Origin of the sequence: Hyphomicrobium sp. NDB2Meth4 (assembly GCF_900117445.1) — a bacterium.
Classification (GTDB): Bacteria; Pseudomonadota; Alphaproteobacteria; order Rhizobiales; family Hyphomicrobiaceae; genus Hyphomicrobium_A.
In genome coordinates this window covers 52,446-74,245 of record NZ_FPEJ01000001.1, presented here as the reverse complement: position 1 = coordinate 74,245, position 21,800 = coordinate 52,446, and the positions used below count along the sequence as shown (strand labels likewise).

20 protein-coding genes are annotated in these 21,800 nt (G+C 63.4%); 15 read left to right on the top strand and 5 right to left on the bottom strand.

All coding sequences use genetic code 11. The features are described 5' to 3' along the window. Position 1 precedes the first annotated feature (1 nt). The gene (locus NDB2M4_RS00330) at positions 2 to 3,451 is read left to right on the top strand and encodes an error-prone DNA polymerase (protein ID WP_072369022.1); all 3,450 of its coding nucleotides are present in this window, start codon (positions 2 to 4) and stop codon (positions 3,449 to 3,451) included. Positions 3,452 to 3,484: 33 nt separating this feature from the next. Here the strand turns inward: NDB2M4_RS00330 and NDB2M4_RS00325 are convergent, their stop codons facing one another. Then, complete coding sequence (locus NDB2M4_RS00325; RefSeq protein ID WP_072369021.1) at positions 3,485 to 3,937, bottom strand: cupin domain-containing protein; 453 nt, start codon at positions 3,935 to 3,937, stop codon at positions 3,485 to 3,487. Positions 3,938 to 3,976: 39 nt separating this feature from the next. Here NDB2M4_RS00325 and ggt point away from each other — a divergent pair, with 39 nt between their 5' ends. The 10 genes from ggt to NDB2M4_RS00275 all read left to right on the top strand — a co-directional run bounded on the left by ggt (position 3,977) and on the right by NDB2M4_RS00275 (position 12,946). Beyond that, positions 3,977 to 5,779, top strand: a complete 1,803-nt coding sequence (gene ggt, locus NDB2M4_RS00320; RefSeq protein WP_244536004.1) for a gamma-glutamyltransferase — start codon at positions 3,977 to 3,979, stop codon at positions 5,777 to 5,779. Positions 5,780 to 5,859: 80 nt separating this feature from the next. Next, the gene (locus NDB2M4_RS00315; RefSeq protein ID WP_072369020.1) at positions 5,860 to 6,867 is read left to right on the top strand and encodes an FAD-dependent oxidoreductase; all 1,008 of its coding nucleotides are present in this window, start codon (positions 5,860 to 5,862) and stop codon (positions 6,865 to 6,867) included. Positions 6,868 to 6,934: 67 nt separating this feature from the next. After that, complete coding sequence (gene thiS / locus NDB2M4_RS00310) at positions 6,935 to 7,162, top strand: sulfur carrier protein ThiS (protein WP_072369019.1); 228 nt, start codon at positions 6,935 to 6,937, stop codon at positions 7,160 to 7,162. 9 nt (positions 7,163 to 7,171) lie between these two features. Beyond that, the gene (locus tag NDB2M4_RS00305; RefSeq protein ID WP_072369018.1) at positions 7,172 to 7,993 is read left to right on the top strand and encodes a thiazole synthase; all 822 of its coding nucleotides are present in this window, start codon (positions 7,172 to 7,174) and stop codon (positions 7,991 to 7,993) included. After that, positions 7,990 to 8,625 carry a thiamine phosphate synthase gene (locus NDB2M4_RS00300; protein WP_072369017.1) on the top strand — a complete coding sequence of 212 codons (636 nt, stop codon included), beginning with the start codon at positions 7,990 to 7,992 and terminating at the stop codon, positions 8,623 to 8,625. The genes NDB2M4_RS00305 and NDB2M4_RS00300 overlap by 4 nt, the downstream gene beginning before the upstream one ends. 114 nt (positions 8,626 to 8,739) lie before the next feature. Continuing rightward, positions 8,740 to 9,714: a CHAD domain-containing protein gene (locus NDB2M4_RS00295; protein WP_072369016.1), complete on the top strand. Its 975-nt coding sequence runs from the start codon at positions 8,740 to 8,742 to the stop codon at positions 9,712 to 9,714. 74 nt (positions 9,715 to 9,788) lie between these two features. Next, positions 9,789 to 10,850: a ferrochelatase gene (gene hemH / locus NDB2M4_RS00290; RefSeq protein ID WP_083555549.1), complete on the top strand. Its 1,062-nt coding sequence runs from the start codon at positions 9,789 to 9,791 to the stop codon at positions 10,848 to 10,850. A gap of 172 nt (positions 10,851 to 11,022) precedes the next feature. Next, positions 11,023 to 12,012, top strand: coding sequence for an SPFH domain-containing protein (locus tag NDB2M4_RS00285; protein WP_072369014.1), 990 nt, complete (start codon positions 11,023 to 11,025; stop codon positions 12,010 to 12,012). 66 nt (positions 12,013 to 12,078) lie between these two features. Next, entirely contained in the window at positions 12,079 to 12,534 is a 456-nt protein-coding gene (locus NDB2M4_RS00280) for an NfeD family protein (protein WP_072369013.1), read from the top strand. Continuing rightward, a complete protein-coding gene (locus tag NDB2M4_RS00275) occupies positions 12,521 to 12,946 on the top strand; it encodes an NfeD family protein (protein WP_171987989.1) in 426 nt (141 codons plus the stop codon). The genes NDB2M4_RS00280 and NDB2M4_RS00275 overlap by 14 nt, the downstream gene beginning before the upstream one ends. A 99-nt stretch (positions 12,947 to 13,045) precedes the next feature. Here NDB2M4_RS00275 and NDB2M4_RS00270 read toward each other — a convergent pair whose 3' ends face one another. Continuing rightward, positions 13,046 to 14,071: a KpsF/GutQ family sugar-phosphate isomerase gene (locus NDB2M4_RS00270; RefSeq protein ID WP_083555545.1), complete on the bottom strand. Its 1,026-nt coding sequence runs from the start codon at positions 14,069 to 14,071 to the stop codon at positions 13,046 to 13,048. A gap of 194 nt (positions 14,072 to 14,265) precedes the next feature. On the opposite strand from NDB2M4_RS00270, the gene NDB2M4_RS00265 reads away from it, so the two are divergent. Next, complete coding sequence (locus NDB2M4_RS00265; RefSeq protein ID WP_072369011.1) at positions 14,266 to 16,014, top strand: outer membrane beta-barrel protein; 1,749 nt, start codon at positions 14,266 to 14,268, stop codon at positions 16,012 to 16,014. Positions 16,015 to 16,188: 174 nt separating this feature from the next. Here the strand turns inward: NDB2M4_RS00265 and galU are convergent, their stop codons facing one another. Next, positions 16,189 to 17,067, bottom strand: a complete 879-nt coding sequence (gene galU, locus NDB2M4_RS00260) for a UTP--glucose-1-phosphate uridylyltransferase GalU (RefSeq protein ID WP_072369010.1) — start codon at positions 17,065 to 17,067, stop codon at positions 16,189 to 16,191. A gap of 191 nt (positions 17,068 to 17,258) precedes the next feature. Here galU and galE point away from each other — a divergent pair, with 191 nt between their 5' ends. From galE to speE, 3 genes are all read left to right on the top strand, one after another. After that, entirely contained in the window at positions 17,259 to 18,251 is a 993-nt protein-coding gene (gene galE, locus NDB2M4_RS00255; RefSeq protein ID WP_072369009.1) for a UDP-glucose 4-epimerase GalE, read from the top strand. Between the two features lie 105 nt (positions 18,252 to 18,356). Continuing rightward, a complete protein-coding gene (locus tag NDB2M4_RS00250; RefSeq protein WP_244536003.1) occupies positions 18,357 to 19,664 on the top strand; it encodes a lytic murein transglycosylase in 1,308 nt (435 codons plus the stop codon). 86 nt (positions 19,665 to 19,750) lie between these two features. Next, positions 19,751 to 20,680, top strand: coding sequence for a polyamine aminopropyltransferase (gene speE, locus NDB2M4_RS00245; RefSeq protein ID WP_072369008.1), 930 nt, complete (start codon positions 19,751 to 19,753; stop codon positions 20,678 to 20,680). 30 nt (positions 20,681 to 20,710) lie between these two features. On the opposite strand, the gene NDB2M4_RS00240 is transcribed toward speE, so the two are convergent. Then, positions 20,711 to 21,139: a DUF2023 family protein gene (locus NDB2M4_RS00240; protein WP_083555543.1), complete on the bottom strand. Its 429-nt coding sequence runs from the start codon at positions 21,137 to 21,139 to the stop codon at positions 20,711 to 20,713. Beyond that, on the bottom strand, positions 21,118 to 21,600 hold the full coding sequence (fldA, locus tag NDB2M4_RS00235; RefSeq protein WP_072369007.1) for a flavodoxin FldA: 483 nt from the start codon (positions 21,598 to 21,600) through the stop codon (positions 21,118 to 21,120). Before fldA ends, NDB2M4_RS00240 begins: the two co-directional genes overlap by 22 nt. Between the last annotated feature and the right edge of the window lie 200 nt (positions 21,601 to 21,800).

Sequence of the window (21,800 nt, the reverse complement as noted above, 5' to 3'; positions counted from 1 at the left end):
CATGAAGGGTAAGCACCACGGTGTCGCGTATGCCGAGCTGCAGGTGACGACGAACTTCTCGTTCCTGCGCGGGGCCTCGCATGGAGAAGAGCTCGTTGCGCAGGCGCAGGCGCTGGGGCTGTCGGCGCTCGCCATCACCGACCGCAATACGCTCGCCGGTGTGGTACGCGCGCATGTCGAGGCAAAGCAGCTCGGATTGAAGCTGATCGTCGGCGCGCGTCTCGATCTTCAGGATGCGCCGAGCCTCATATGCCTGCCGCGTGACAGGCAAGCCTATGGGCGCCTGTCGCGTCTGTTGTCGGAGGGGCAGAGGCGCGCGAAAAAAGGCGAATGTACGCTTTATCTCGACGACGTCGCGCGGCATGCCGAGGGGCAGATTTTCATCGTGGTTACGCCTGATGACTGGAGCTGGCGTTCGCTCTCATCGGGCGGGATGCCAGAAGTACCGGGCGCCACGATCATTCCCTTCAATCCCCGCCGTGACGATGCCGCCGCTTCGCAAGCGAATGCTGAGAACAGGAGCAATGCCGACATGTCCTGGCCTTCTTTCGAGGCGCAGCTGCGGCGGGTGCAGATGATGCTCGGGGAAAGCGCTGACGTCTATCTTGCGGCGAGCCATACCTATCGCGGTGATGACCGTACACGCATTGCGGCGTTGGCCGAGCTGGCGCGGCGCTGCGGAACGCCAATGGTCGCCACGGGGGATGTGCTCTATCACGCACCGCAGAGGCGCCCGTTGCAGGATGTTCTGACCTGCGTGCGCGAGAAGACGACGATCCGCGAAGCCGGACTGAAGCTGACGGCGAATGCGGAACGGCATCTGAAGCCGCCGCTGGAAATGGCGCGGCTGTTTCGCGGGCATGAGGATGCCATCGCGCGCACGATGGAGATTGCCGAGGCGTGCTGTTTCTCGCTCGACGATCTCAAATACGAATACCCCGACGAGCCGGTGCCGCCCGGCAAGACCCCACAGCAGCATCTGGAGGATCTGACCTGGGCGGGCGCGAGCTGGCGTTTTCCCGATGGTATCCCAGAGAGAGTGCGTGGGTTGCTGGTGCGTGAGCTGGAGCTGATCGCGAAGCTCGAATACGCGCAGTATTTTCTCACCGTTCACGACATCGTGCACTTCGCGCGTTCGAAGAGCATTCTATGCCAGGGGCGCGGGTCGGCGGCCAACTCGGTGGTCTGCTACTGTCTTGCCATCACGGCGGTCGATCCGATGCAGATCGATGTCCTGTTCGACCGGTTCGTGTCGCCGGAGAGGCGCGAGCCTCCGGACATCGACGTCGATTTCGAGCACGAGCGGCGCGAGGAGGTGATCCAATACATCTACGCGCGCTATGGGCGGCACCGGGCAGGCTTGGCGGCGACTGTCATCTCCTATCGCGCGCGCTCGGCGGTGCGCGATGTCGGCAAGGCGATGGGCTTGTCGGAGGACACGGTCTCGGCGCTGTCGGGCATGGTGTGGGGCACGTCGAGTGGGGGCTCGCTGCCCGAAAAGCACGTGCGCGCGGCGGGGCTTGATCCGAAAGACCCGCTGCTGGCGACTGTGCTGGAGCTGGCGCATGAGCTGATGGGGTTTCCGCGGCATCTATCGCAACATGTCGGCGGGTTTGTGCTGACGCGTGGACCGCTGATCGAGGTGGTGCCGGTCGGCAATGCGGCGATGGAGGATCGCACCTTCATCGAGTGGGACAAGGACGACATCGCCGCGCTCGGGCTTTTGAAGGTCGATGTGCTGGCGCTGGGGATGCTCACCTGCATCCGCAAGGCGTTCCAGCTCATCGCGCAGCACGAGGGCAAAGAGCTTGCCCTGGCAACGGTCCCGCGCGAGGACCCGCAAGTCTATGACATGCTGTGCCGCGCCGATTCCATCGGCGTGTTCCAGGTGGAAAGCCGGGCGCAGATGAACATGCTGCCGCGCCTCAAGCCGCGGTGCTTCTATGACCTCGTCATCGAGGTGGCGATCGTGCGTCCTGGGCCGATCCAGGGCGACATGGTGCATCCGTATCTGCGGCGGCGCGATGGCCTGGAAGCGGAGCATTATCCCTCGCCTGCGCCGGGGATGGGTCCAAAGGACGAGTTGAAAAATATCCTCGGCAAGACGAAGGGCGTGCCGCTGTTCCAGGAGCAGGCGATGCGCATCGCGCTGGTGGCGGCGAAGTTTTCCGACGCGGAGGTGAACGAGTTACGCAAGGCGATGGCGACTTTCCGGCGGCGGGGCACCATCGGTCTGTTGGAAGAGAAGATGGTGTCGCGCATGACCGCGCGCGGCTACGACAAAGCCTTCGCGCAACGCTGCTTCAACCAGATCAAGGGATTCGGTGAATACGGCTTTCCCGAAAGCCACGCGGCGAGCTTTGCGCATCTCGTCTATGTGTCGTCGTGGATCAAGTGTCATCACCCGGCGGCGTTCGCGGCAGCGCTGCTCAATTCGCAGCCGATGGGATTTTACGCGCCGGCGCAGATCGTGCGCGATGCGCGCGAGCATGCTGTCGAGGTGCGGGCGGCGGACGTCAATCTGTCGACGTGGGATTGCAGCCTGGAGAAGGGTGGGGCGGATGGCGGCCCGGCGATGCGGCTGGGGCTGAGACAGGTCGACGGCTTACAGGAAGAGGAGGTGGGGAAGATCGTTGCGGCGCGGGCGGCGGTGCAATCGTTTCAGGATGTGCACGAGGTGTGGGCGCGAGCGCGCGCGAAGCTGATCACACTGGAGAAGCTGGCGGCGGCCGATGCTTTCCGCTCGGTGGGGCTCGACCGGCGCCAGGCGCTGTGGGAGGTGAAGGCGCTTTCGGCGGCAGAGCCGCTGCCGCTCTTTACGTGGAGCGAGACGCGCGAGACCGCGGCCGAGCCATTCGTGCCTTTACCCGCCATGCGGCTTTCGGAGCATGTCGTCAACGACTACCAGACCCTGCGCTTGTCGTTGAAGGCGCATCCGATGAGCTTTTTGCGCGCGCGGTTCGGCATGCGCCGGGTGATCTCGTGCGAGGAATTACGCAGCATCAAGGACGGCGCGCTCGTTGCGGTGGCTGGTGTCGTTTTGGTGCGTCAGCGGCCCGGCTCGGCCAAGGGCGTCGTATTCATGACCATCGAGGACGAAACCGGGATCGCCAACGCGGTGGTGTGGGCGAAGACGCTGGAGCGTTTTCGCAAGGAGGTCATGGGATCGCGTCTCATCGTCGTGCACGGGCGCGTGCAACGTCACCAGGACATCATCCACGTGGTGGCGTCGAAGCTGGAAGATCGCAGCGACTCGCTACAGCTTCTTTCCGCGGAGGCGAGCGACATGAAAGTGCCGCTGGCGAATGCCGATGAGGTGGCGCGGCCAGATTCGCGCGCGCCGGAGCCGGGGAAATTTCCGAACGATCCTAACGCCGACAAGATGCATCCGCGGTGGGCGACGCATCCGCGCTATGTCCGGGTCATCCCGAAGTCGCGCGACTTTCACTAACCGCGGGGTGGAGGCTCCCGGCGGAAACTGCGATCAAGGTGCAGGTGCTTTCGGCAACATGACGGTGTTGGGAACGCCGTCGGCGCCCATGAATACGCCGAGGATGCGCGCGGGCACCGTGCCGGTGTTGCGGCCATTATGCGGCCAGTCGATCGCTTCCATCACGGCGTCGCCCTTGCGGTAGACGCGTGTGCCCTTGGAGCCATAGTCGACGGTGACCTCGCCTTCGAGGATGTAGCCGAACATCGGGATCTCGTGCTTGTGCCAACCGGTTTCCTCGCCGGGCAGCATGGTGACGATGGCCGAAGTGACCTTGGCCGGAGCGCTGCTGGGATAGACGATCGGCTGGCCGACGACCGTGTCGGAGGTGCTGAGCAGGCCGGTCACGGCTTCACGCGAGGTGCCGCGGTCGGTGGCGACGAGCAACAGCGCGGCCGCCATAAACATGGCGGACAGTGTCAATTGAAACCAGCGCGCGGCGGGCATTGCTTTGTTCCTTCGGTCCCCATTGTGCTCGGCGCCATGATGGCCGAAGTTGGTGAACAACTCTCGCTCAACTGGGTGTCCATGATCCTCCGCCTCTCAAGTCTCCTGGCGCTGGCCTTTGCAGCGGTGATTTCGGTCACCGGTGCGCAGGCGCAGCTGCTCGATCCGCGCAGTGCGCCGGAGGGTGATACGGGGCTGCAATCGCATGCCCTGGCGAAGGCGCAGCGACACATGATTGCGGCGGCCAATGTGCACGCCGCCGAAGCCGGGCGCGAGATGCTGCGCGCGGGTGGATCGGCGATCGACGCGGCGATCGCGGCCCAGCTGGTGCTCAATATCGTAGAGCCGCAGTCGAGCGGCATCGGCGGCGGAGCTTTCCTGCTCTACTGGGACGCTAAGAAATCCGAGCTGAAGACGTTCGATGGACGAGAGACAGCGCCGGCGTCGGCGCGCCCGGATCGGTTTCTGGTCGATGGCAAGCCGATGCCTTTCAACACGGCGGTGCTGTCCGGGCTGTCCATCGGTGTGCCGGGCGTCGTGCGCCTGATGGAGGACGTGCACGCGAAGTACGGCAAGCTGCCATGGGCGATGCTGTTCGAGCCCGCGATCCGCATTGCCGAAAACGGCTTCAGGATTTCGCCGCGTTTGCACTTGCTGTTGCGGTTGCAGAATCCGGACGATTTCGTGCCGGCAGCGCGGGCCTATTTTTTCACGTCGACCGGCAGCCCTCTGCCTATCGGGCATGAATTGAAGAATCCCCAGTTGGCCGAGACGCTGAAGGCGATTGCGGCGGGCGGGGCGAATGCGTTCTACGAGGGGCCGATCGCGGAGGCCATTGTCCAGGCGGTCAACTCAGCGCCGATCGCGCCGGGGGGAATGACACTCGACGACCTCAAAGACTATCGCGCGAAGGAGCGCCCGCCGCTGTGCATCACGTACCGGAGCAATGAGGTTTGCGGGATGGGGCCACCGTCGTCTGGCGGGCTGACCGTGGCGCAAACGCTGAAGCTGCTAGAGCCGTTCAATCTCGGCAAAGGCCCTGACCAAGCCCTCAATGCGCGCGCGGTGCACACCATTGCCGAAGCCGAGAAGCTGGCGTTTGCCGACCGCAATCGCTACATCGGCGATCCTGATTTCGTATCGGTGCCAGATGGGCTGCTGGACGATACTTATGTTTCGCAGCGCCGCGCGCTGATCAAGCCCGACAGTGCTGCGGTGAAACCGGGGCCGGGCGAGCCGCCTGGCTTGAAGCGACAGTCGTTCGGCGTTGATGCAACTATCGAGCGGTCAGGCACCAGCCATATCTCGGTGATCGACGACGATGGCAATGCGCTGTCGATGACGACGACGATCGAGGGCGCGTTCGGCTCGCACAACTGGGCAGCGGGATTTCTGCTCAACAACCAGCTGACTGATTTCTCGTTCGTCCCGGTGGATGCGGACGGGCAGCCGGCGGCGAATGCGGTTGGACCGGGCAAGCGGCCGCGCTCGTCGATGGCGCCGACGATTGCGTTCGATACGGAGCGGCACGTCACGGCGGTGCTGGGATCGCCCGGTGGCAGCCGCATCATCCTCTATGTGCTGAAGACGCTGATCGGCCTGATCGACTGGGGGCTCGATGCGCAGCAGGCGGCTGACCTCCTCAACTTCGGCAGTCAGGGGAGCGTGCTGGAGCTGGAGCCCGACTGGTCGACGGTGCCGCTGTCGCTCAGCCTCAAGCCCATCGGGCACACCATCGTGCCGTCGCCGATGAATTCGGGCGTGCATATCCTGACGCGGCGCGAGGGGCATATCGAGGGTGGCGCTGACGCGCGTCGGGAGGGTGCGGCGCTCGGTGATTGACCCCGTACCGTTATGGGGATTGAGCGCGCGGCTGCGGCGTGCGAGGGGTACCGCGTCGCGCTGAAACCGCAAATGAAACCATGACCGTGCAAACGCGCTCGATCACGATCCTTGGTGCTGGAATCCTGGGCCTCTGGCAGGCGGTGACGCTGGCGCGAGCCGGGCATCGCGTCCGGCTGGTCGAGGCGAGTGCCGAGCCGTTCGCGGATTGCGCAAGCATCCTTGCGGGCGTCATGCTGGCACCGGAACGCGAGGCAGAGACGGCGCCCGCGATGCTGCGCAAATATAGTCTCGAAGGGGTCGCCGCGTGGCGCGACTTCTATCCGGATGTGAGAGCCAACGGCAGTCTGGTGATTGCCGCGGCGCGCGACCTAGATGAGCTCGACCGGTTTTCGGCGCGCACCGAGGGGCACCGACGGGTGTCGGGAGCCGAGCTCGCGCAACTCGAGCCGGATCTCGCGGGGCGGTTCGGGACGGCGCTGTTCTTTGCGGAGGAAGCGCACGCACCAGCGCCAGCCGCTTTGGCATTCCTGCTGAGTGCGGCGCAGGAGGCAGGCGTCGAGATCGTGTTCGGCGAAACATCGTCCGGGGATGGCGCTGACATTGTCGTCGATTGCCGCGGGATCGCAGCGCGCGATGATCTGCCGACGCTGCGAGGCGTGCGCGGGGAGCGGGCGCTGATCCGCACGCGCGAAGTATCGCTGAACCGGCCGCTGCAGCTCCTGCATCCGCGTCTGCCGCTCTATATCGTGCCGTGGGACGATGGGGTCTACATGGTCGGCGCAACGGTGATCGAGAGCGAGGAGCGTGGGCCGGTCAGCGTGCGCTCGGCGCTGGAGCTTCTGGGGGGTGCCTATGCGGTGCATCCGGCGTTCGCCGAGGCGGAGATCCTCGACCTTTGTGCCGGGGTGCGGCCGGCCTTTCCGGACAACGTTCCGCGGGCCGTGGTGCGCGAGGGCGGGCGGCGGATATTCGTCAACGGCGCCTACCGCCACGGATTTCTTCTCGGGCCGGTGCTGGCGCGGACTGTCGCCGACTATATAGAGGGTAAGCCCGCCTCGGAGCTGCTGGTCGAGCATGGCGGCTGATTTGGCGGCCATCGGCGAATGCAGTAGATGAGTGGGCGAGAGATCTATCTGTTGCGGGAGCAGCGGTTTGTCAGAGACCCTTTCGGTTGCAAGTCAGCGTCGGGTTATCGTCAACGGTGAGGAAGTCGTGACCTCGGCGCCGACACTCGATGCGCTCGTCGCAGAGCGCGGGCTTGATGGCGCACCGGTGGCGACCGCGCGCAATGGCGATTTCGTACCCGCTCGCGTGCGGGCGGCGACGCTGTTGGAGGCGGGCGACCACATTGAGATCGTTTCGCCGCGGCACGGCGGGTGAGCGTTGCGCATGAATGCACCTGAGCCAGCAAACCAGGCTACGAGCGCGCTGACGCTGTATGGCGTCGCGATGCGCTCGCGCATGCTGATCGGCACGGCGCAATATCCCTCGCCGCAGGTTTTGGCCGAGGCGGTGGAAGCGTCAGGCGCCGGTATCGTCACGGTGTCGTTGCGGCGCGAGCAGGCGCGTGGACGAACGGGCGAACGCTTCTTAGAGCTGATCAGTGCGCTGGGTGTGCGCGTGCTGCCGAATACGGCGGGCTGCCACACGGTGAAAGAGGCCGTGACGACGGCGCAGATGGCGCGCGAGGTGTTCGGCACCGACTGGATCAAGCTCGAAGTCATCGCCAACGACGATACGCTGCAGCCGGAGGTGTTCGGGCTGGCAGAGGCGGCGCGCATCCTCAGCGAGGATGGCTTCAAGGTGCTGCCGTATACGACGGAAGATCTATCGGTGGCGGAGCGCTTGCTTGCCGCTGGGTGCCGTGTGCTGATGCCGTGGGGCGCGCCGATCGGCAGCGGGCGCGGGCTGGCCAATCCCTATGCGCTGAAGAGCATTCGCGCCTATTTCCCCAACGTGCCGCTGATCATCGATGCGGGGATCGGTGCGCCGTCGCACGCGGCGCAGGCCATGGAGATGGGCTTCGATGGCGTGCTGCTGAATACGGCGGTGGCGAAGGCGGGTGATCCCGTACGCATGGGGCAGGCGTTCGCGCAGGCTATCGAGGCAGGACGGGCTGCATATGAATCCGGTCTGATGGGTGTGCGCGACATGGCGCAGCCATCGACGCCCGTTGCCGGTACGCCGTTCTTCGATCTCGACCGCAAATGAGCAGCGGCGCTGGCGCTCCCGACATCTTCTATCCGATCGTGCCCGATGCAGCGTGGGTTGCGCGGATCGCGCCGCTCGGTGTGCGTACGCTTCAGCTGCGTGTGAAGGACGTCAGCAGTGAAGAGGCGGCGCGGCAGATTACCGAAAGCCTCGCCGTGTGCCGTCGGCATGGCTGCCAGCTGATCGTCAACGACTACTGGCGCGAGGCGATCGACGCGGGCGCGGATTATATACATCTCGGCCAGGAAGACCTCGCTGCGGCGGACCTCGCTGCGATCAAGGCTGCAGGGCTGCGGCTTGGTGTTTCGACGCACAGCGAAGACGAACTGGCGACGGCGCTCGCCGCGGAGCCCGACTACGTCGCTCTTGGTCCGATCTACGAGACGAAGCTCAAGGTGATGAAGTGGGCGCCGCAAGGGCTGGGGCGGATCGCGGCGTGGAAGCGGCAAATCGGCGGCGTCCCGCTTGTCGCGATCGGCGGAATTACGCCCGAGCGTGCCGTTGATGTTGTCGCAGCCGGGGCCGACAGCGTTGCTGTGATCACTGACTTTATGACAGCGCAAGCGCCTGAGGCCCGAGTCAAATTCTGGCTCGCGTGGGCCGACGAAGCTCGTGCTCGCGCGGGCGGATAAAGCGAAAAGCGCGTGCCCGTCGCCTGCTTGCGCGCGCAGAGGCACTGGTTTCATATGGCCTTTAGAGCTGTACAGTTATGTGGTCACAAGTGTGTGCAGCCACCTGGATGATGCATGGCCTTCCGATTCAAGTTGGGCGAATCCTTCGACGAAGGCGCAAGGCGGATCGCTGCTGAGCAGATCGATCACGGGCTAAGTCTGCTGCAAGGCAACGGCGATCAGGTTGTTTCGATCCACGAGACACGCAAGTCACTGAAGAGGCTGCGGGCGCTGCTGCGGCTGATACGGCCGGTGATCGGCGACAATGTCTTCAAGCAAGAGAATGCAGCGTTGCGTGAGATCGGGCTGTCGCTTTCGGGTGCGCGCGACCGGCACGTGCTGCTGGAAACACTCGACAAGCTCGAGGCTTCGGTGGGCTTCGGGCGGCGAACCGTCGCCGATCAGATGCGCCGATCGATTGCGGCGGTGAACGGCGTCGGTGCACTGCTGACGATGCAGGAGGCGCACGACCGGCTGATGGAAGCTAAAGCACGGCTTGCCGTGATCAAGATCAACGGCGACGGTTTCGACGTCGTCGGCGGCGGGCTGGAGCGATCGTATCGGCGCGCGCGCCGCGCATTTGGGGCTGCCTATGCGCATCCCAGCGATGAAGGATTTCACGAGTGGCGCAAGGGCGCGCAGGCGCATTGGCGGCATATGACGCTGCTGTCGCGTGCGTGGCCCGATTATCTGGGCGCGCGGGCGCTGGAGGCGCGGACACTGTCGCAGCTCATCGGCGACGATCATGATCTGGCGCTGCTGATCGCTTTTGCCCATTCGGATGCGGCTGGCCTCAATGCCGAGCAGGCAGCGGCGGTTGAGAGTGCGGCGCGGCAGCGGCAGGGCACTTTGCGGGCAATGGCACGTCCGCGGGGAGAGCGGTTATTCGCGGCGAGCCCCAAGCGGCTATGCAAGAGCATCGCGGCTTATTGGAATGCGGCCACGGCGCTCAAGGCGCAGGAACTCGACGCGACCAAGGTTTCGGGCGCTCCGAAGCGGGTGCGGCGGAAGGGGACGGGCCGCCGCAGGGCCGCCTCGGGCGAGGTTTGAGACTTCGCTTCGATCGCCCATATTGGCTATGGTGCGCCAGCCAAGCAGCCCCGAAGCCATAGGTTCGATTGCCCGTGAACGAGATTAAGCCCGCCGACACCTTCCAGCCCGATCCGGCGCATAGGCCGGCTGACCATCCGCGCGTCCGGTGCGGGCGCATTGGGGTGCTGCTGCTCAACCTCGGCACGCCGGACGGCACCGACTACTGGTCGATGCGGCGCTATCTGAAAGAGTTTCTCTCGGACGAGCGCGTCATCGAGGTGCCGCGCTGGAAGTGGTGGCCGATCCTCAACCTTATCATCCTCACGGTGAGGCCCGGGCGCAAAGGCAAGGACTACGCGACGATCTGGAACAACGAGCGCGATGAGGGCCCGTTGAAGACGATCACACGCGCGCAGGCGGAAAAGCTGGCGGTGGCGCTGGGCGATGCGGAGCGGATCGAGGTGGATTTCGCGATGCGATACGCCAACCCGACGACCGAGAGCCGCATCCAGGCGCTGCTCGACAAGGGCTGCGACCGCATTCTGCTCGTGCCGCTCTATCCGCAGTACGCGGCGGCGACGACGGCGACGGCGGCGGACCAAGCTTTCAGGGCGCTGATGAAGATGCGCTGGCAGCCCGCGGTGCGCGTGGCGCCGAGCTATCACGACGACCCGGTCTATATCCGCGCCTTGGCGGATGCGATGCGCGCGGATTTGGCCAAGCTCGATTTCGAGCCCGAGATCATCATCGCGACGTTCCATGGCATGCCTCAAGCCTACCTCGAAGCTGGCGACCCTTACTATTGTCAGTGCCAGAAGACCTCGCGACTGCTGCGGGCCGAACTGGGATGGCCCAAAGAGAAGTGGCTGACGACGTTCCAGTCGCGCTTTGGCAACGATCCGTGGCTGCAGCCCTATACGGACGAGACGGTGAAGCGGCTGGCGGCCGAGGGTGTGAAGCGGCTCGCGCTCGTGGCGCCGGGCTTTTCGGCGGACTGTCTCGAAACACTCGAAGAGTTGAACGGCGAGAACCGGCACTACTTCGAGGGCGGCGGCGGAGAGAAGTTCGCTTACCTGCCGGCGCTCAACGACAGGCCGGAGGGCATCCGCGCCATCGAGGCAGTGGTGCGGCGCGAGTTGCAGGGGTGGCTGTAGGCCGGCCATTCCGTTCGCGACCGCCTGCCTTTGAGCAGGCGGCTCGAAGCTGAATCGGCGCCTTTAGGCTGTTCCATAAGTAACTGCACGAAAACCACATTTTAACTCTATGTTTTCCTCGCCGCGCTAGCGTTGCGCAGAGAATTCTTGTTGCCAATCAATCAGGTTGATCATGGAACCCGACATTGTGAGCTCGTTCTCGGGCGGCTTTGAAGTTTTTGGCGTGCTGCTTGTCATTCTTGCGATCGTCATCCTCTGGTCGACGGTCAAGATCGTCCCACAGGGCTATAGCTACACGGTCGAGAACTTCGGCCGCTATACGCGCACGCTGCAGCCGGGCCTGCACATCCTCATTCCAGTGATGGAGCGGGTCGGGCGTCGCATGAACATGAAGGAGCAAGTGCTCGATATTCCGAGCCAGGACGTGATTACGCGCGACAACGCCATGGTGCGGGTCAACGGCGTGACGTTCTTCCAGATCCTCAATGGCGCACGCGCGGCATACGAGGTGGACGCGCTCGAGCCATCGATCATCAATCTGACGCTCACCAACATCCGCACAGTGATGGGGTCGATGGACCTCGACGAGTTGCTGTCCAATCGCGATCAGATCAATTCGCGGCTGCTACAAGTCGTCGATCAGGCGACGGAAGCTTGGGGCATCAAGGTAACGCGCATCGAGATCAAGGACATCGATCCGCCGCGCGATCTCGTCGACAGCATGGCGCGGCAGATGAAGGCCGAACGCGAGAAGCGCGCCCAGATCCTCGAATCGGAAGGCTTGCGGCAGGCCGCTATCCTACGCGCCGAGGGTGAGAAGCAGGCAGTCGTGCTCGAAGCCGAGGGCCGGCGTGAATCTGCTTTCCGCGACGCCGAGGCGCGCGAGCGCGCAGCGGAAGCGGAAGCCAAAGCAACGCAGATGGTTTCTGATGCCATCGCCAAGGGCAATGTGCAGGCGATCAACTACTTCGTCGCCAACAACTACGTGAAAGCATTGGAGGCGCTTGCGAAAGCGCCGAACCAGAAGGTCATCCTGATGCCGCTGGAGGCGTCGTCGGTGATCGGTTCGCTGGCCGGTCTGGCGCAGATCACTGGCGAGGCCTTCGGCGACAAGACGTCCGCGCCGCCCGCGCCCACGCGCGGCAGCGTCCCGCGTACGTAGGATCGCAACTGGGGCAACCGGCGCGAATTCTGCTATTGTGCGCCGGTTGCGTTGGAGATGTGAGGCATGGGGCTGTCCGAATTCTTCTGGAACCTCGGCGCGTGGAACTGGTTCGTCGTTGCGGTGGCGCTGTTTGCCCTCGAAGCGATGGTTCCGGGAGTGCACTTCGTCTGGTTCGGTGCTGCTGCGGTGATCGTGGGGATCGTCGGCATCAGCGTTGATATCGCATGGGAGTGGCAGCTGATCGCCTTCGCCATCATTTCCTGCATCACCGTGTTCTTTGCACGCCGCTACGCTTCGCCAGACGTGGCGCTGAGCGACGAGCCCGATCTCAATGCGCGTGCTCTGCAGTATGTGGGCCGCGTGGTGCTGGTCGAGCAGGCTATCGCTGATGGACGCGGCAAGGTCCGCGTCGGCGACACCGTGTGGAACGCTCAAGGGGCGGATGCGCCGCAGGGCGCGCGGGTGCGGGTCACCGGCACCAACGGCAACTGTCTCGTGGTCGAACATGCCGTCAACTGATCGCGAGCCCGATCGCGGGCCCAGCATGCTCGTGTGGGGCATGGCGCTGCTCAGCCTGCTGATGCCCATCGTGGGTGTGGTGCTGGCGCTCTACGGCGCGTTCAAGGGCTTTTCCGGCTCGACGTTGGGCTGGGTCTGGCTGGTGGCGGGCATCGCCATCCTAATTGCCGACCTCTTCATCGACGAGCGCTGGTCTTATTGGATGCACCCCGGCGAATCCGACCTCAATCGCCGCGGGATGCAACTCGTTGGGCAAGTCGCCGCTGTGACGGCGGCCATTCCAACGGGCGGTCGCGGCAGCGTAAGTGTGAGCGATACGATCTGGGTGGCAGAGGGCGCCGAAGCGGCGGTCGGAGCCAAGGTGCGCATCACCGGTTGCAAAGGCACGGTGCTGACCGTCGAGACTGTCTAGCGACACTGGCGGCGAAGCGCTCTTGCGGAGTTGCCCCATCAGAAATTGAAGCTGGACGTCGATGGCCGCCTTGCGCCATGACGTTCGCCGTGGTCGGCTTCAGGCGATGCCAGCGCGGAGGAGGTCGTGCACGTGCACGATGCCGACGGGCTTGCCGCGATCGACCACGAACAGCGCGGTGATGCGCGATGCGTTGATCAATTCCAGAGCAGCAGAGGCCAGCATGCCCGGTTTCACCGTCTTGGGCGCGCGCGTCATGATATCGACGGTACGGCGGGTGACGAGTTCCTGACCCATATGACGGCGCAAGTCGCCGTCGGTAACGATGCCGATAAGCTTGCCTTTGGAATTGATGATGCCGAGGCAGCCGAGGCTTTTCTGCGTCATGGTGACGAGCGCGGCGCTCATTTCGTCGGTGTCGCGTGCCAGCGGCATGCGATCGCCCGAGTGCATCACGTCGGATACGTACTTGAGGCTAGCGCCAAGAGAGCCGCCTGGGTGGAAGGCTTTGAATTCCTCGGGCGTGAAGCCCTTGGCTTCGAGCAGTGCCATAGCGAGGCAGTCGCCCAGGGCGAGCTGCATCGTGGTGGACGTGGTTGGGGCCAGGCCGTGTGGGCATGCCTCCTTCGAGCGCGGAAGCTCGAGCACAACGTCCGAGTGCTGGCCGAGCGCGGACTCGGAGCGCGACGTGATGGCGATCAGCGGCACGCTGTAGCGCCGGGAATAGGTGATGAGCGGTTTCAGTTCGACCGTCTCGCCGGACCACGAGAGCGCGAGCAGGACGTCATCGGCGGTGATCATGCCGAGGTCGCCGTGGGAGGCTTCGGTCGGGTGGACGAAGAAGGCCGGGCGTCCGGTGGAGGCAAAGGTGGCGGCGATCTTCTGACCGACGTGCCCACTCTTGCCGATGCCGGTGACGACTACCCGGCCGCGAGCGGAGCGCAGGATGCGCAGGGCGTCGGCGAACGGCCGGCTCATCGGTCCGGTCAGGGATTCGCGCAGCCTGCTCAGCCCCTCGCACTCGAGGTCGAGTGTCCGCAGGGCAGAGGCCACGGGAAGACGGCTCAGCTTTTTGCCGCCGTCGACAGAGCGAAATTTGCGCAAAGGCCCTTCGGCCGCCGTCATGGCTTCTTACCCCCGATGCCTTCAGCGACGCCTAAGTGTTAACAGCTTCTTACAATTCCGGCGACCTGTCCAGCGGCACTGAACCGATGTTCACCGATCCCGTCAGCTTCCTAAACAGGGCATTAACCAACGCTCTCTAGCGTTCCATTTCGTACAGCGTTCGCGTGCCGAGTGATATTTCGCATGGAGCGCTTTTGGCTGACGGCCGCAAGATCGTCGGGTTGATGCACGTCCTCGCCGCAACGGCCGGCGCAGGGGCGGCGTTTGCGTGCCTTTTTGCCTCGCCCGCCGCAGCACAGATCCTCGATCCTCCGGGGTGGCGGACGACCGTCACCAGCCGTCCTCCCGCGCCTCGTCTGCGTCCCAGCCTGCCCGATGACGGTTCCGTCTCCGAGGAGGACGCGCGCGCGTTTGATTCGGGGGCGTTCGGGCCGAACGAGACGGCGCGGGCTCCGCAGCCGGTCGGTGTGGATGGCGTCGTCGAAGACGCTGGCGGCCTCAGGCCCACGCTGGCTGACGACGAAGCGGCGGATGGCGAAGGTGAGGAAGGTCAGCCCCGCCGCGTCAGGATTCCGCAGGATGGGGATCCTGTCTCGGTGATCGAGGAGGCGGCGGTCCAGGACGGCATCATCGACCTCAATGGTCCGAGCGAAGTCTCCGAGATGGCGGGTGAAATCACCGAGTTCGATCTGCGCTCGCCAGAGGATATCCGGGCATTTGCGGGCGAGCCGGCGGGGTTCGATCCATTGCTGCTACAAGCCAACGAGCAGAACCCGGTTTTCAGCCCGAGCAACTTCCAGGGGTTCCTGCTCGATCCCTATCCGCCGATCGGCACCAAGATCGGCAGCTTCCTGCTCTTCACGACGCTGGAGGCCAACTATGACTACAACAGCAACCTGTTCGCCTCGCCCAATGCGCTGGGCGACAGCTCTCTAGAGGTGCGGCCAGCGGCGCGTCTTGCGTCCAACTGGAGCCGGCATGCGGTGGAACTGCGCGCGAGCGGCGATCTCAGCTTCCATGACAGGTATCCCTCTGAAGACGATCGCGCGTACGTCGTCGAGGGATTGGGGCGCCTCGATATTAACAGCCGCAGTAACTTGCAGGGCTTTCTGGCGCGCGAATACGCGCAGGAAAGCCGCTCGGCGATCAACGCGGAATCGGCGGGCACGCGACCGAACATCACCGTCGATCGCGCTCGTGCGGCCTATAACCAGCGGTTCAACCGGCTGACCATGCAGTTGCGCGGCAACATCGTCGACACGTCGTACAGTACGAACGTGTTCGACGATCAGACGCAGAGCAATTCGGATCGCGATTATACGCTGTATGAGCAGGCCGTGCGGCCGATGTGGGAGTTCTCGCCGTATCTCTTCGCGTTCGCGGATATTTCATTCAACCAGCGCGATTACAAGATTCCGACTTTCTCGGACGGAATCCTGCGCAGCTCGACGGGTGAGCGCTACCGCTTCGGTGTGTCGTTCGGCGATGTGAGCCACGTGCTGCGCGGCACGATCAGTCTCGGATACGCGCATCAAGAGATCGACAATCATTTGCTGCCGGCGGTGGATGGATTGCTGATCGATGCCGATCTCGCCTGGGCGGTGACGCCGCTGACGGTGCTTTCGTTCACAGCGACAAGTGATGTTGCTGAGACGACGACGGCGTATTCGCCGGGCGTCATGGAACGCAATTACGGGCTCGAAGCGCGGCATAGCTTCACGCGCTATCTCATCGGCACTGCGGGCGCCGGGTACATGACGCGCAACTTCATCAATACCGACTACAACGAAGAGCAGTTCACCGCGGCGGTGGGCACCGAGTACTATGCGAACTCCTGGTCGGTGCTGTTTGCGCGCTATCAGCACATCGACTTCCAAAGCTCGCAGCCCGAGAGCAGCTATACCGCCGAGATCGTGCAAGCCGGCGTGCGGCTGAGGCACTAGTTTGTTGGGTGACACAAGCTTAGGGAAGCTGGTTTGCGGCCGTGGCTTCCAAGCTGATGGCCGCGCCTCCTTTTGCGCTGCCGATTCACGCCCTCGCTGATAGGCGCTCGGGTGATCGGAGCGCAGGCGCGGGGCGCCTTGCGCCCTTGCCGCTGCGCGGCCCAGCAGTCGTAGCTAGGTCAGTTTGGAGATGCCGGCCTTGAGGGCAGTGGCGAGATCGGGCCGCTCCAAGCCGTAGGCGATGTTGGCGAGCAGGAATCCGATCTTGGTGCCGGTGTCGTAGATGGTGCCGTCGAAGCGTACGGCGTGGTAGGGCTTGCCGGCCTTCTGCATGGCGAGCATGGCATCGGTCAGCTGAATCTCGCCGCCGGCGCCGCGCTCCTGGGTTGCGAGTATGTCGAAAATCTCAGGCTGGAGAATGTAGCGGCCGGTGATGTGGAGATTCGAGGGCGCAGTGCCCTGCTTGGGTTTCTCGACCATCTGCGTGATGCGTGAGACCTTGGCGTCGCGATCCTCGACGCCGACGATGCCGTATTGATGCGTTTCGCTTTCGGGAACGGGCGATACGGCTATGTGGTTGCCGCCGTGCTCTTCATAAGCGGCGATCATCTCTGCGAGGCATGATTTGCCGTGGTGGAGCATGTCGGGCAGCAACAACGCGAAGGGCTCATCGCCGACGATATCGCGCGCGCACCATACGGCGTGGCCGAGGCCGAGCGGGGCTTGCTGGCGCGTGAAGCTGGTGCGTCCAGCTTCGGGCAGATCCTTCAGAAGCTCATCGAGTTCCTTGGTCTTGCCGCGCTCCGTGAGTGTCGTCTCGAGCTCGGGGGCGTGATCGAAGTGCTCCTCGATCGAAGGCTTGTTGCGGCCTGTCACGAAGACGAAATGCTCGATGCCGGCGGCGCGAGCCTCATCGACGACGTGCTGGATCACCGGGCGATCGACGACGGTCAGCATCTCCTTGGGGATTGCCTTGGTGGCGGGCAGGAAGCGGGTTCCGAGGCCTGCCACGGGGAATACGGCTTTGCGGATGCGCGTTTTGGTGGCGGGCATGGGGAACTCCGGGTCTTTAGGATGTTAACGTGGGGGGCGAGGTGGGTTTGGTGCGGAACTTGAATAAGTAGCGCTCGAATGTGAACAGATGCCGGGATCAGGCCGTATCGTTAAATCAGTGCGTGGTTAAAGTCTCGCAGTGGTAAGATCAGTTCCAAATCGATCCAGGATTCAGAGGGCCAAGAAGACCGATGACCATCCTCGTTACCGGCGGTGCCGGGTACATTGGCAGCCATATGGTTCTCGAACTTCTCGACAATGGGGAGAATGTCGTCGTTCTCGACAACCTGTCGACGGGCTTCCGATGGGCGGTCCCAGAAAACGCGACACTGGTCGTGGGGGATGTGGGCGATCAGGAACTCGTCCGGAGCATCGTGCGGAAGCATGGCATCAAGTCGATCATACATTTTGCCGGCTCGATCGTGGTGCCGGAATCGGTCGTCGATCCGCTGGGCTACTATCACAACAACACCGTGAAGTCGCGCGCCCTCATGGAGGTCGCCGTCGAGATGGGAATCGAGAATTTCATCTTCTCATCCACAGCAGCCGTTTATGGCATGCCCAAGGAAATCCCGGTGCGCGAGGATGCCGCGCTGGCACCGATGTCGCCGTACGGCTCATCTAAGCTGATGACGGAAATCATGCTGGCCGATACCGCGCGGGCGCATAAGTTCCGGTACGTCGCGCTGCGCTATTTCAACGTTGCCGGTGCTGATCCCAAGGGACGCGCGGGGCAGTCGACGCCGCAGGCAACGCATTTGATCAAAGTGGCGAGCGAGGCGGCTCTGGGCAAACGGCCTTACATGGAGGTGTTCGGCACCGACTATGAGACGCCGGACGGAACCTGCATCCGCGATTATATTCACGTCACGGATCTCGTCCGGGCACACATGGCGGCGTTACGCCATCTGCGGGCGGGCGGAGAGTCGGATGTGTTCAATTGCGGGTATTCGCGCGGCTTCTCGGTTCTGCAGGTAATCGATGCGGTGAAGCGCACCTCGGGCGCGGATTTCGAGGTGCGGATGTCGCAGCGGCGTCCGGGTGATCCGGCGGCGATCGTTGCGGCATCCGATAAAATCAGGATGCGTCTTGGTTGGCGCCCTGAGTTCGATAATTTGGAAACCATCACCGTGCAGGCTCTCGCCTGGGAAACGCATCTGCAGCAGTTCAAGAACGCTAGCTAGCGCTTCCGGCGGCTCCGATTAGCGACATGGGGCCGCAAATTCGCCCGGAAATCAGGGTGGACGAGCGTGCGAGACGCGCGCTCGATCAGCATTGAGGAGGTCCAAGTGAAGCTTGGCAGCGTTACATCGGATAAGCGCGGATCGGGTTTGCGCGCTGGTCTCAGCGCACGGGCGCTCGGGGCTCTGGCCGCCATCGCAATGGCGATGGCTGCCGCGATCTCGGTGAGCGCTCCCGCGTCTGCCGCCGATGCGTTCCAGGATTTCCTGCAGAGCCTATGGCCGGAAGCGGAAGCGCAGGGCGTTTCGCGTGCAACGTTCGATGCGGCCTTCAAGGGACTGAAGCCGGACTACTCGCTGCCGGACCTCGTCATCGATGGGCGCAAGCGCGACGACAGTGCAGGACAGGCCGAGTTCACGAAGTCGGCGTTCGAATATCTCAATCCGAAATATCTTTCGACGCTCGCGGTGCAGGGACGCAAGTTCCTCAAGGAGCATGAGAAGGACATCGTCAACATCGAGAAGAAGACCGGCGTCGACCGCTACATCATGGTGGCGATCTGGGGCCGCGAGACGGCGTATGGCACGCATAAGCTGCCGCACGACGCCATTCGCGTGCTGGCGACGCAGGCCTTCACAGGACGGCGTAAGGACGAGTTCAAGCTGGAATTGCTGGCGGCGCTGAAGATGCTGCAGTCGGGCGTGCCGCGCTCGAAGATGCGCGCTTCGTGGGCCGGCGCGGTGGGCCTCACGCAGTTCATGCCTACGGAATACTTCCAGCATCTGGAAGACGGTGACGGAGACGGCAAGGTCGACATCTTCACCAGCGTGCCGGATGCGCTCGCTTCGGCGGCGCGCCAGCTCGCCAACAAGGGCTGGGTGCGCGGCTTGAAGTGGGGCTATGAGGCGCACCTGCCGGACGGCGGTGATTGCTCGCTCGAGGGCCCGCCGGGAGAGCGCACGATCGGCGAATGGCGCAAGCTTGGCTTCACGCGCACGGGGAACAAACCATTCACCGCGGCGGACAACGATATTCGCGCCTATCTGATGATGCCGTCGGGTGCTTACGGGCCGGCGTTTCTGGTGACGGAGAATTTCAAGGTCATTCGGCTCTACAACACGTCAGACCTTTATGCGCTGTTCGTCGGCGACCTAGCCGACCGCATCGCCGGGGCGGGCGGATTCCACGTGCCGGCGGCGAAGGTGGCGCAACCGCGCACGGCACAGGTGCGGGAGATTCAGGCCCTCCTGGAGAAGAACGGCTACCCGATGGACAAGATCGACGGCAAGATCGGTTCAAATACGCGTCGGCAGGTCGGTATCTACCAGAAGAAGAACGGATTGAAGATCGACTGCTGGCCAACGGAAGCGGTGCTCAAGCATCTGCGCACCAACACGGCGCAAGCAGGCAAATAGCGCGCGGCACGTGTAGAAAAGTCTGCCCGGCGTGGTATTCCCTCTGGGTCGGCGGCATCGGCGTGTGCTGCTGCTGAGGAGGCTAAATGGATCGCTGGATCGAGGAGACGTTTCATCCCCATTGGCGCGTGCGCCTTGCGGCGGACGAGGTGCTGCATGAGGTGAAGACCGAGCACCAGCATCTCGTTATTTTCAAGAATCGCACTTGGGGCACGGTGCTGATGCTCGATGGCGTGTGTCAGCTGACGACGTCGGACGAGTTCATCTATCACGAGATGATGGCGCATGTTCCGCTGATGGCCCTCGATAAGCCCCGGCAGGTGCTGGTGGTCGGCGGCGGCGATGGTGGCGTGCTGCGCGAAGTGCTGAAGCATCCGTCGGTCGAACGGGCGTTGTTGTGCGAAATCGACCGAGAGGTGATCGACACGGCGCTGAAGTACTACCCGGAGATCCCGGGCAATACATTCGATGATGAACGCACCGTGGTGGTGATTGCCGATGGAAGGAAGTTCGTTGCTGAAACGGAAGAGCGCTTCGACGCCATCATCGTAGATTCATCGGAGCCGATTGGACCTTCGGCGGTGCTGCATACGCCCGAGTTCTTTGCCGCGTGCAAGCATGCGCTGAAGGAAGACGGCATCTTGGTTACGCAGAACGGTTTGCCTTTCCTGTTTCCCGATCATTTGCGCGACACGACGCGTTCGTTCGCGACCCTGTTCAATCATGTGGCGCCGTACCTGTGCACGCAGCCGTGCTATTTCGGTGGCCCGTTCGCGCTTAACTGGGCGTCGGATGAAGACGATCACCTCGACATCACGGTGAAGAAGCTGGCGAAGCGCCAAGCCAAGCGCGGGATCGCGACAAGGTATTGGACGCCGGCGGTGCACAATGCTTCATTCGCGCTGCCGCGGTACATTGAAACAGTGGTGCACGGCGCGGTTACGGATGGGCGGCTGCGTCGCGCGGTGGTCGCGAAGCCCAAGGAGAGCACGCGGAAGGAAATGCGCGGGCCTTAATCGTGGGCGGCGGAGGCTGCCCGAGCTTCGCTATTCCGCGGCCAATGCGGCCTCGGTGCTGTGCACTGAACGGGTGAGGAAGCGGCGGCACTGCTGCTCGCAATCGTATCCGAGCAATGTGCCGAGCATGAAGTCTTCCTCGGCGGTGAGCGCGTAGAGCGGGCGCGTCACCAGGAGCTGCGCTACGGCGACGTGTGGGGCCGATCCGAAGAACAGATTGACCTTTGCCGGGTTCAGCTCCTGGACGAAATAGGAAATATCCTGGGTCACCAGCTTGGGGTGAACCAATTCAAGCTCGGGGCGGCTGACGGTCATGAGGAACAGGGCGCGGACGCCACGCTTCAGCTCGTAGAGGCTGTGATGGAACAGGCGCAGCACGGGAATGCCGTTTTCCGCACTGGTGGGCTGGGGCGAGAGGGCCGGGTCGCGGGTGCCGATCAGAGCAATTGGCTCAACCATGCAGTTACCCTCTTTTCTGTCATGCTTGATTGGGTATCGAGATCGAGGGCAAGGCCGACGAATTTGCCGTCGCGCTCAGCGGCGGAACCGGAATAGTCGTAGCCGGCCGTTTCGGTGAAACCGACAACTTCTGCGCCGAGTGCGGATACCTCTTCATAGAGGATGCCGATCGCATCGACGAAGGAGAGCGGATAGGTCTGCTGGTCGCCGGTGCCGAAGATGGCGACGCGTTTGCCCTTGATGTCGGCGGTTCGCAGCTTTTCGATGTGTTCTTCCCAGTCAGACTGCAAAGTGCCGTCGCCGTATGTCGGCGATCCGAGGATCAGAAGAGTGCAGTTCTCGAAATCCGAGGTCGTCGCGTCTTTGATGTCGACGGACCGCCCTTGGCATTTTTTAGAGATCCTCGAAGCTACGCCGCGCGTTGCACCGCCGTCCGATCCGAAAATAATAGTGACGCTCATGGTCTGGTCTCTTTCCGCATTGGGAAGGGGAAAAAATCCGTCTTCCGGGCGGGGTCTGAAAATACCTTACTCTATTCGTATAGAAAATTACCCGATGGTCGCAGTTCGGCCGCGCAATGTCAGCGAGACGGTGATTGTGCAATCTTGCCGGGGGCTTCTGCTGACGTTTTGCGCACAGTGTGGCGCTCAGCGAAAATGGC

What these genes read in the sequence shown, in the direction of transcription:
- NDB2M4_RS00330 (WP_072369022.1), top strand. Translation starts at nt 2, where the DNA reads ATGAAGGGTAAGCACCACGGTGTCGCGTATGCCGAGCTGCAGGTGACG.
- NDB2M4_RS00325 (WP_072369021.1), bottom strand. Translation starts at nt 3,937, where the DNA reads ATGCCCGCCGCGCGCTGGTTTCAATTGACACTGTCCGCCATGTTTATG.
- ggt (WP_244536004.1), top strand. Translation starts at nt 3,977, where the DNA reads ATGGCCGAAGTTGGTGAACAACTCTCGCTCAACTGGGTGTCCATGATC.
- NDB2M4_RS00315 (WP_072369020.1), top strand. Translation starts at nt 5,860, where the DNA reads ATGACCGTGCAAACGCGCTCGATCACGATCCTTGGTGCTGGAATCCTG.
- NDB2M4_RS00305 (WP_072369018.1), top strand. Translation starts at nt 7,172, where the DNA reads ATGAATGCACCTGAGCCAGCAAACCAGGCTACGAGCGCGCTGACGCTG.
- NDB2M4_RS00300 (WP_072369017.1), top strand. Translation starts at nt 7,990, where the DNA reads ATGAGCAGCGGCGCTGGCGCTCCCGACATCTTCTATCCGATCGTGCCC.
- NDB2M4_RS00295 (WP_072369016.1), top strand. Translation starts at nt 8,740, where the DNA reads ATGGCCTTCCGATTCAAGTTGGGCGAATCCTTCGACGAAGGCGCAAGG.
- NDB2M4_RS00285 (WP_072369014.1), top strand. Translation starts at nt 11,023, where the DNA reads ATGGAACCCGACATTGTGAGCTCGTTCTCGGGCGGCTTTGAAGTTTTT.
- NDB2M4_RS00280 (WP_072369013.1), top strand. Translation starts at nt 12,079, where the DNA reads ATGGGGCTGTCCGAATTCTTCTGGAACCTCGGCGCGTGGAACTGGTTC.
- NDB2M4_RS00275 (WP_171987989.1), top strand. Translation starts at nt 12,521, where the DNA reads ATGCCGTCAACTGATCGCGAGCCCGATCGCGGGCCCAGCATGCTCGTG.
- NDB2M4_RS00270 (WP_083555545.1), bottom strand. Translation starts at nt 14,071, where the DNA reads ATGACGGCGGCCGAAGGGCCTTTGCGCAAATTTCGCTCTGTCGACGGC.
- galU (WP_072369010.1), bottom strand. Translation starts at nt 17,067, where the DNA reads ATGCCCGCCACCAAAACGCGCATCCGCAAAGCCGTATTCCCCGTGGCA.
- galE (WP_072369009.1), top strand. Translation starts at nt 17,259, where the DNA reads ATGACCATCCTCGTTACCGGCGGTGCCGGGTACATTGGCAGCCATATG.
- speE (WP_072369008.1), top strand. Translation starts at nt 19,751, where the DNA reads ATGGATCGCTGGATCGAGGAGACGTTTCATCCCCATTGGCGCGTGCGC.
- NDB2M4_RS00240 (WP_083555543.1), bottom strand. Translation starts at nt 21,139, where the DNA reads ATGGTTGAGCCAATTGCTCTGATCGGCACCCGCGACCCGGCCCTCTCG.
- fldA (WP_072369007.1), bottom strand. Translation starts at nt 21,600, where the DNA reads ATGAGCGTCACTATTATTTTCGGATCGGACGGCGGTGCAACGCGCGGC.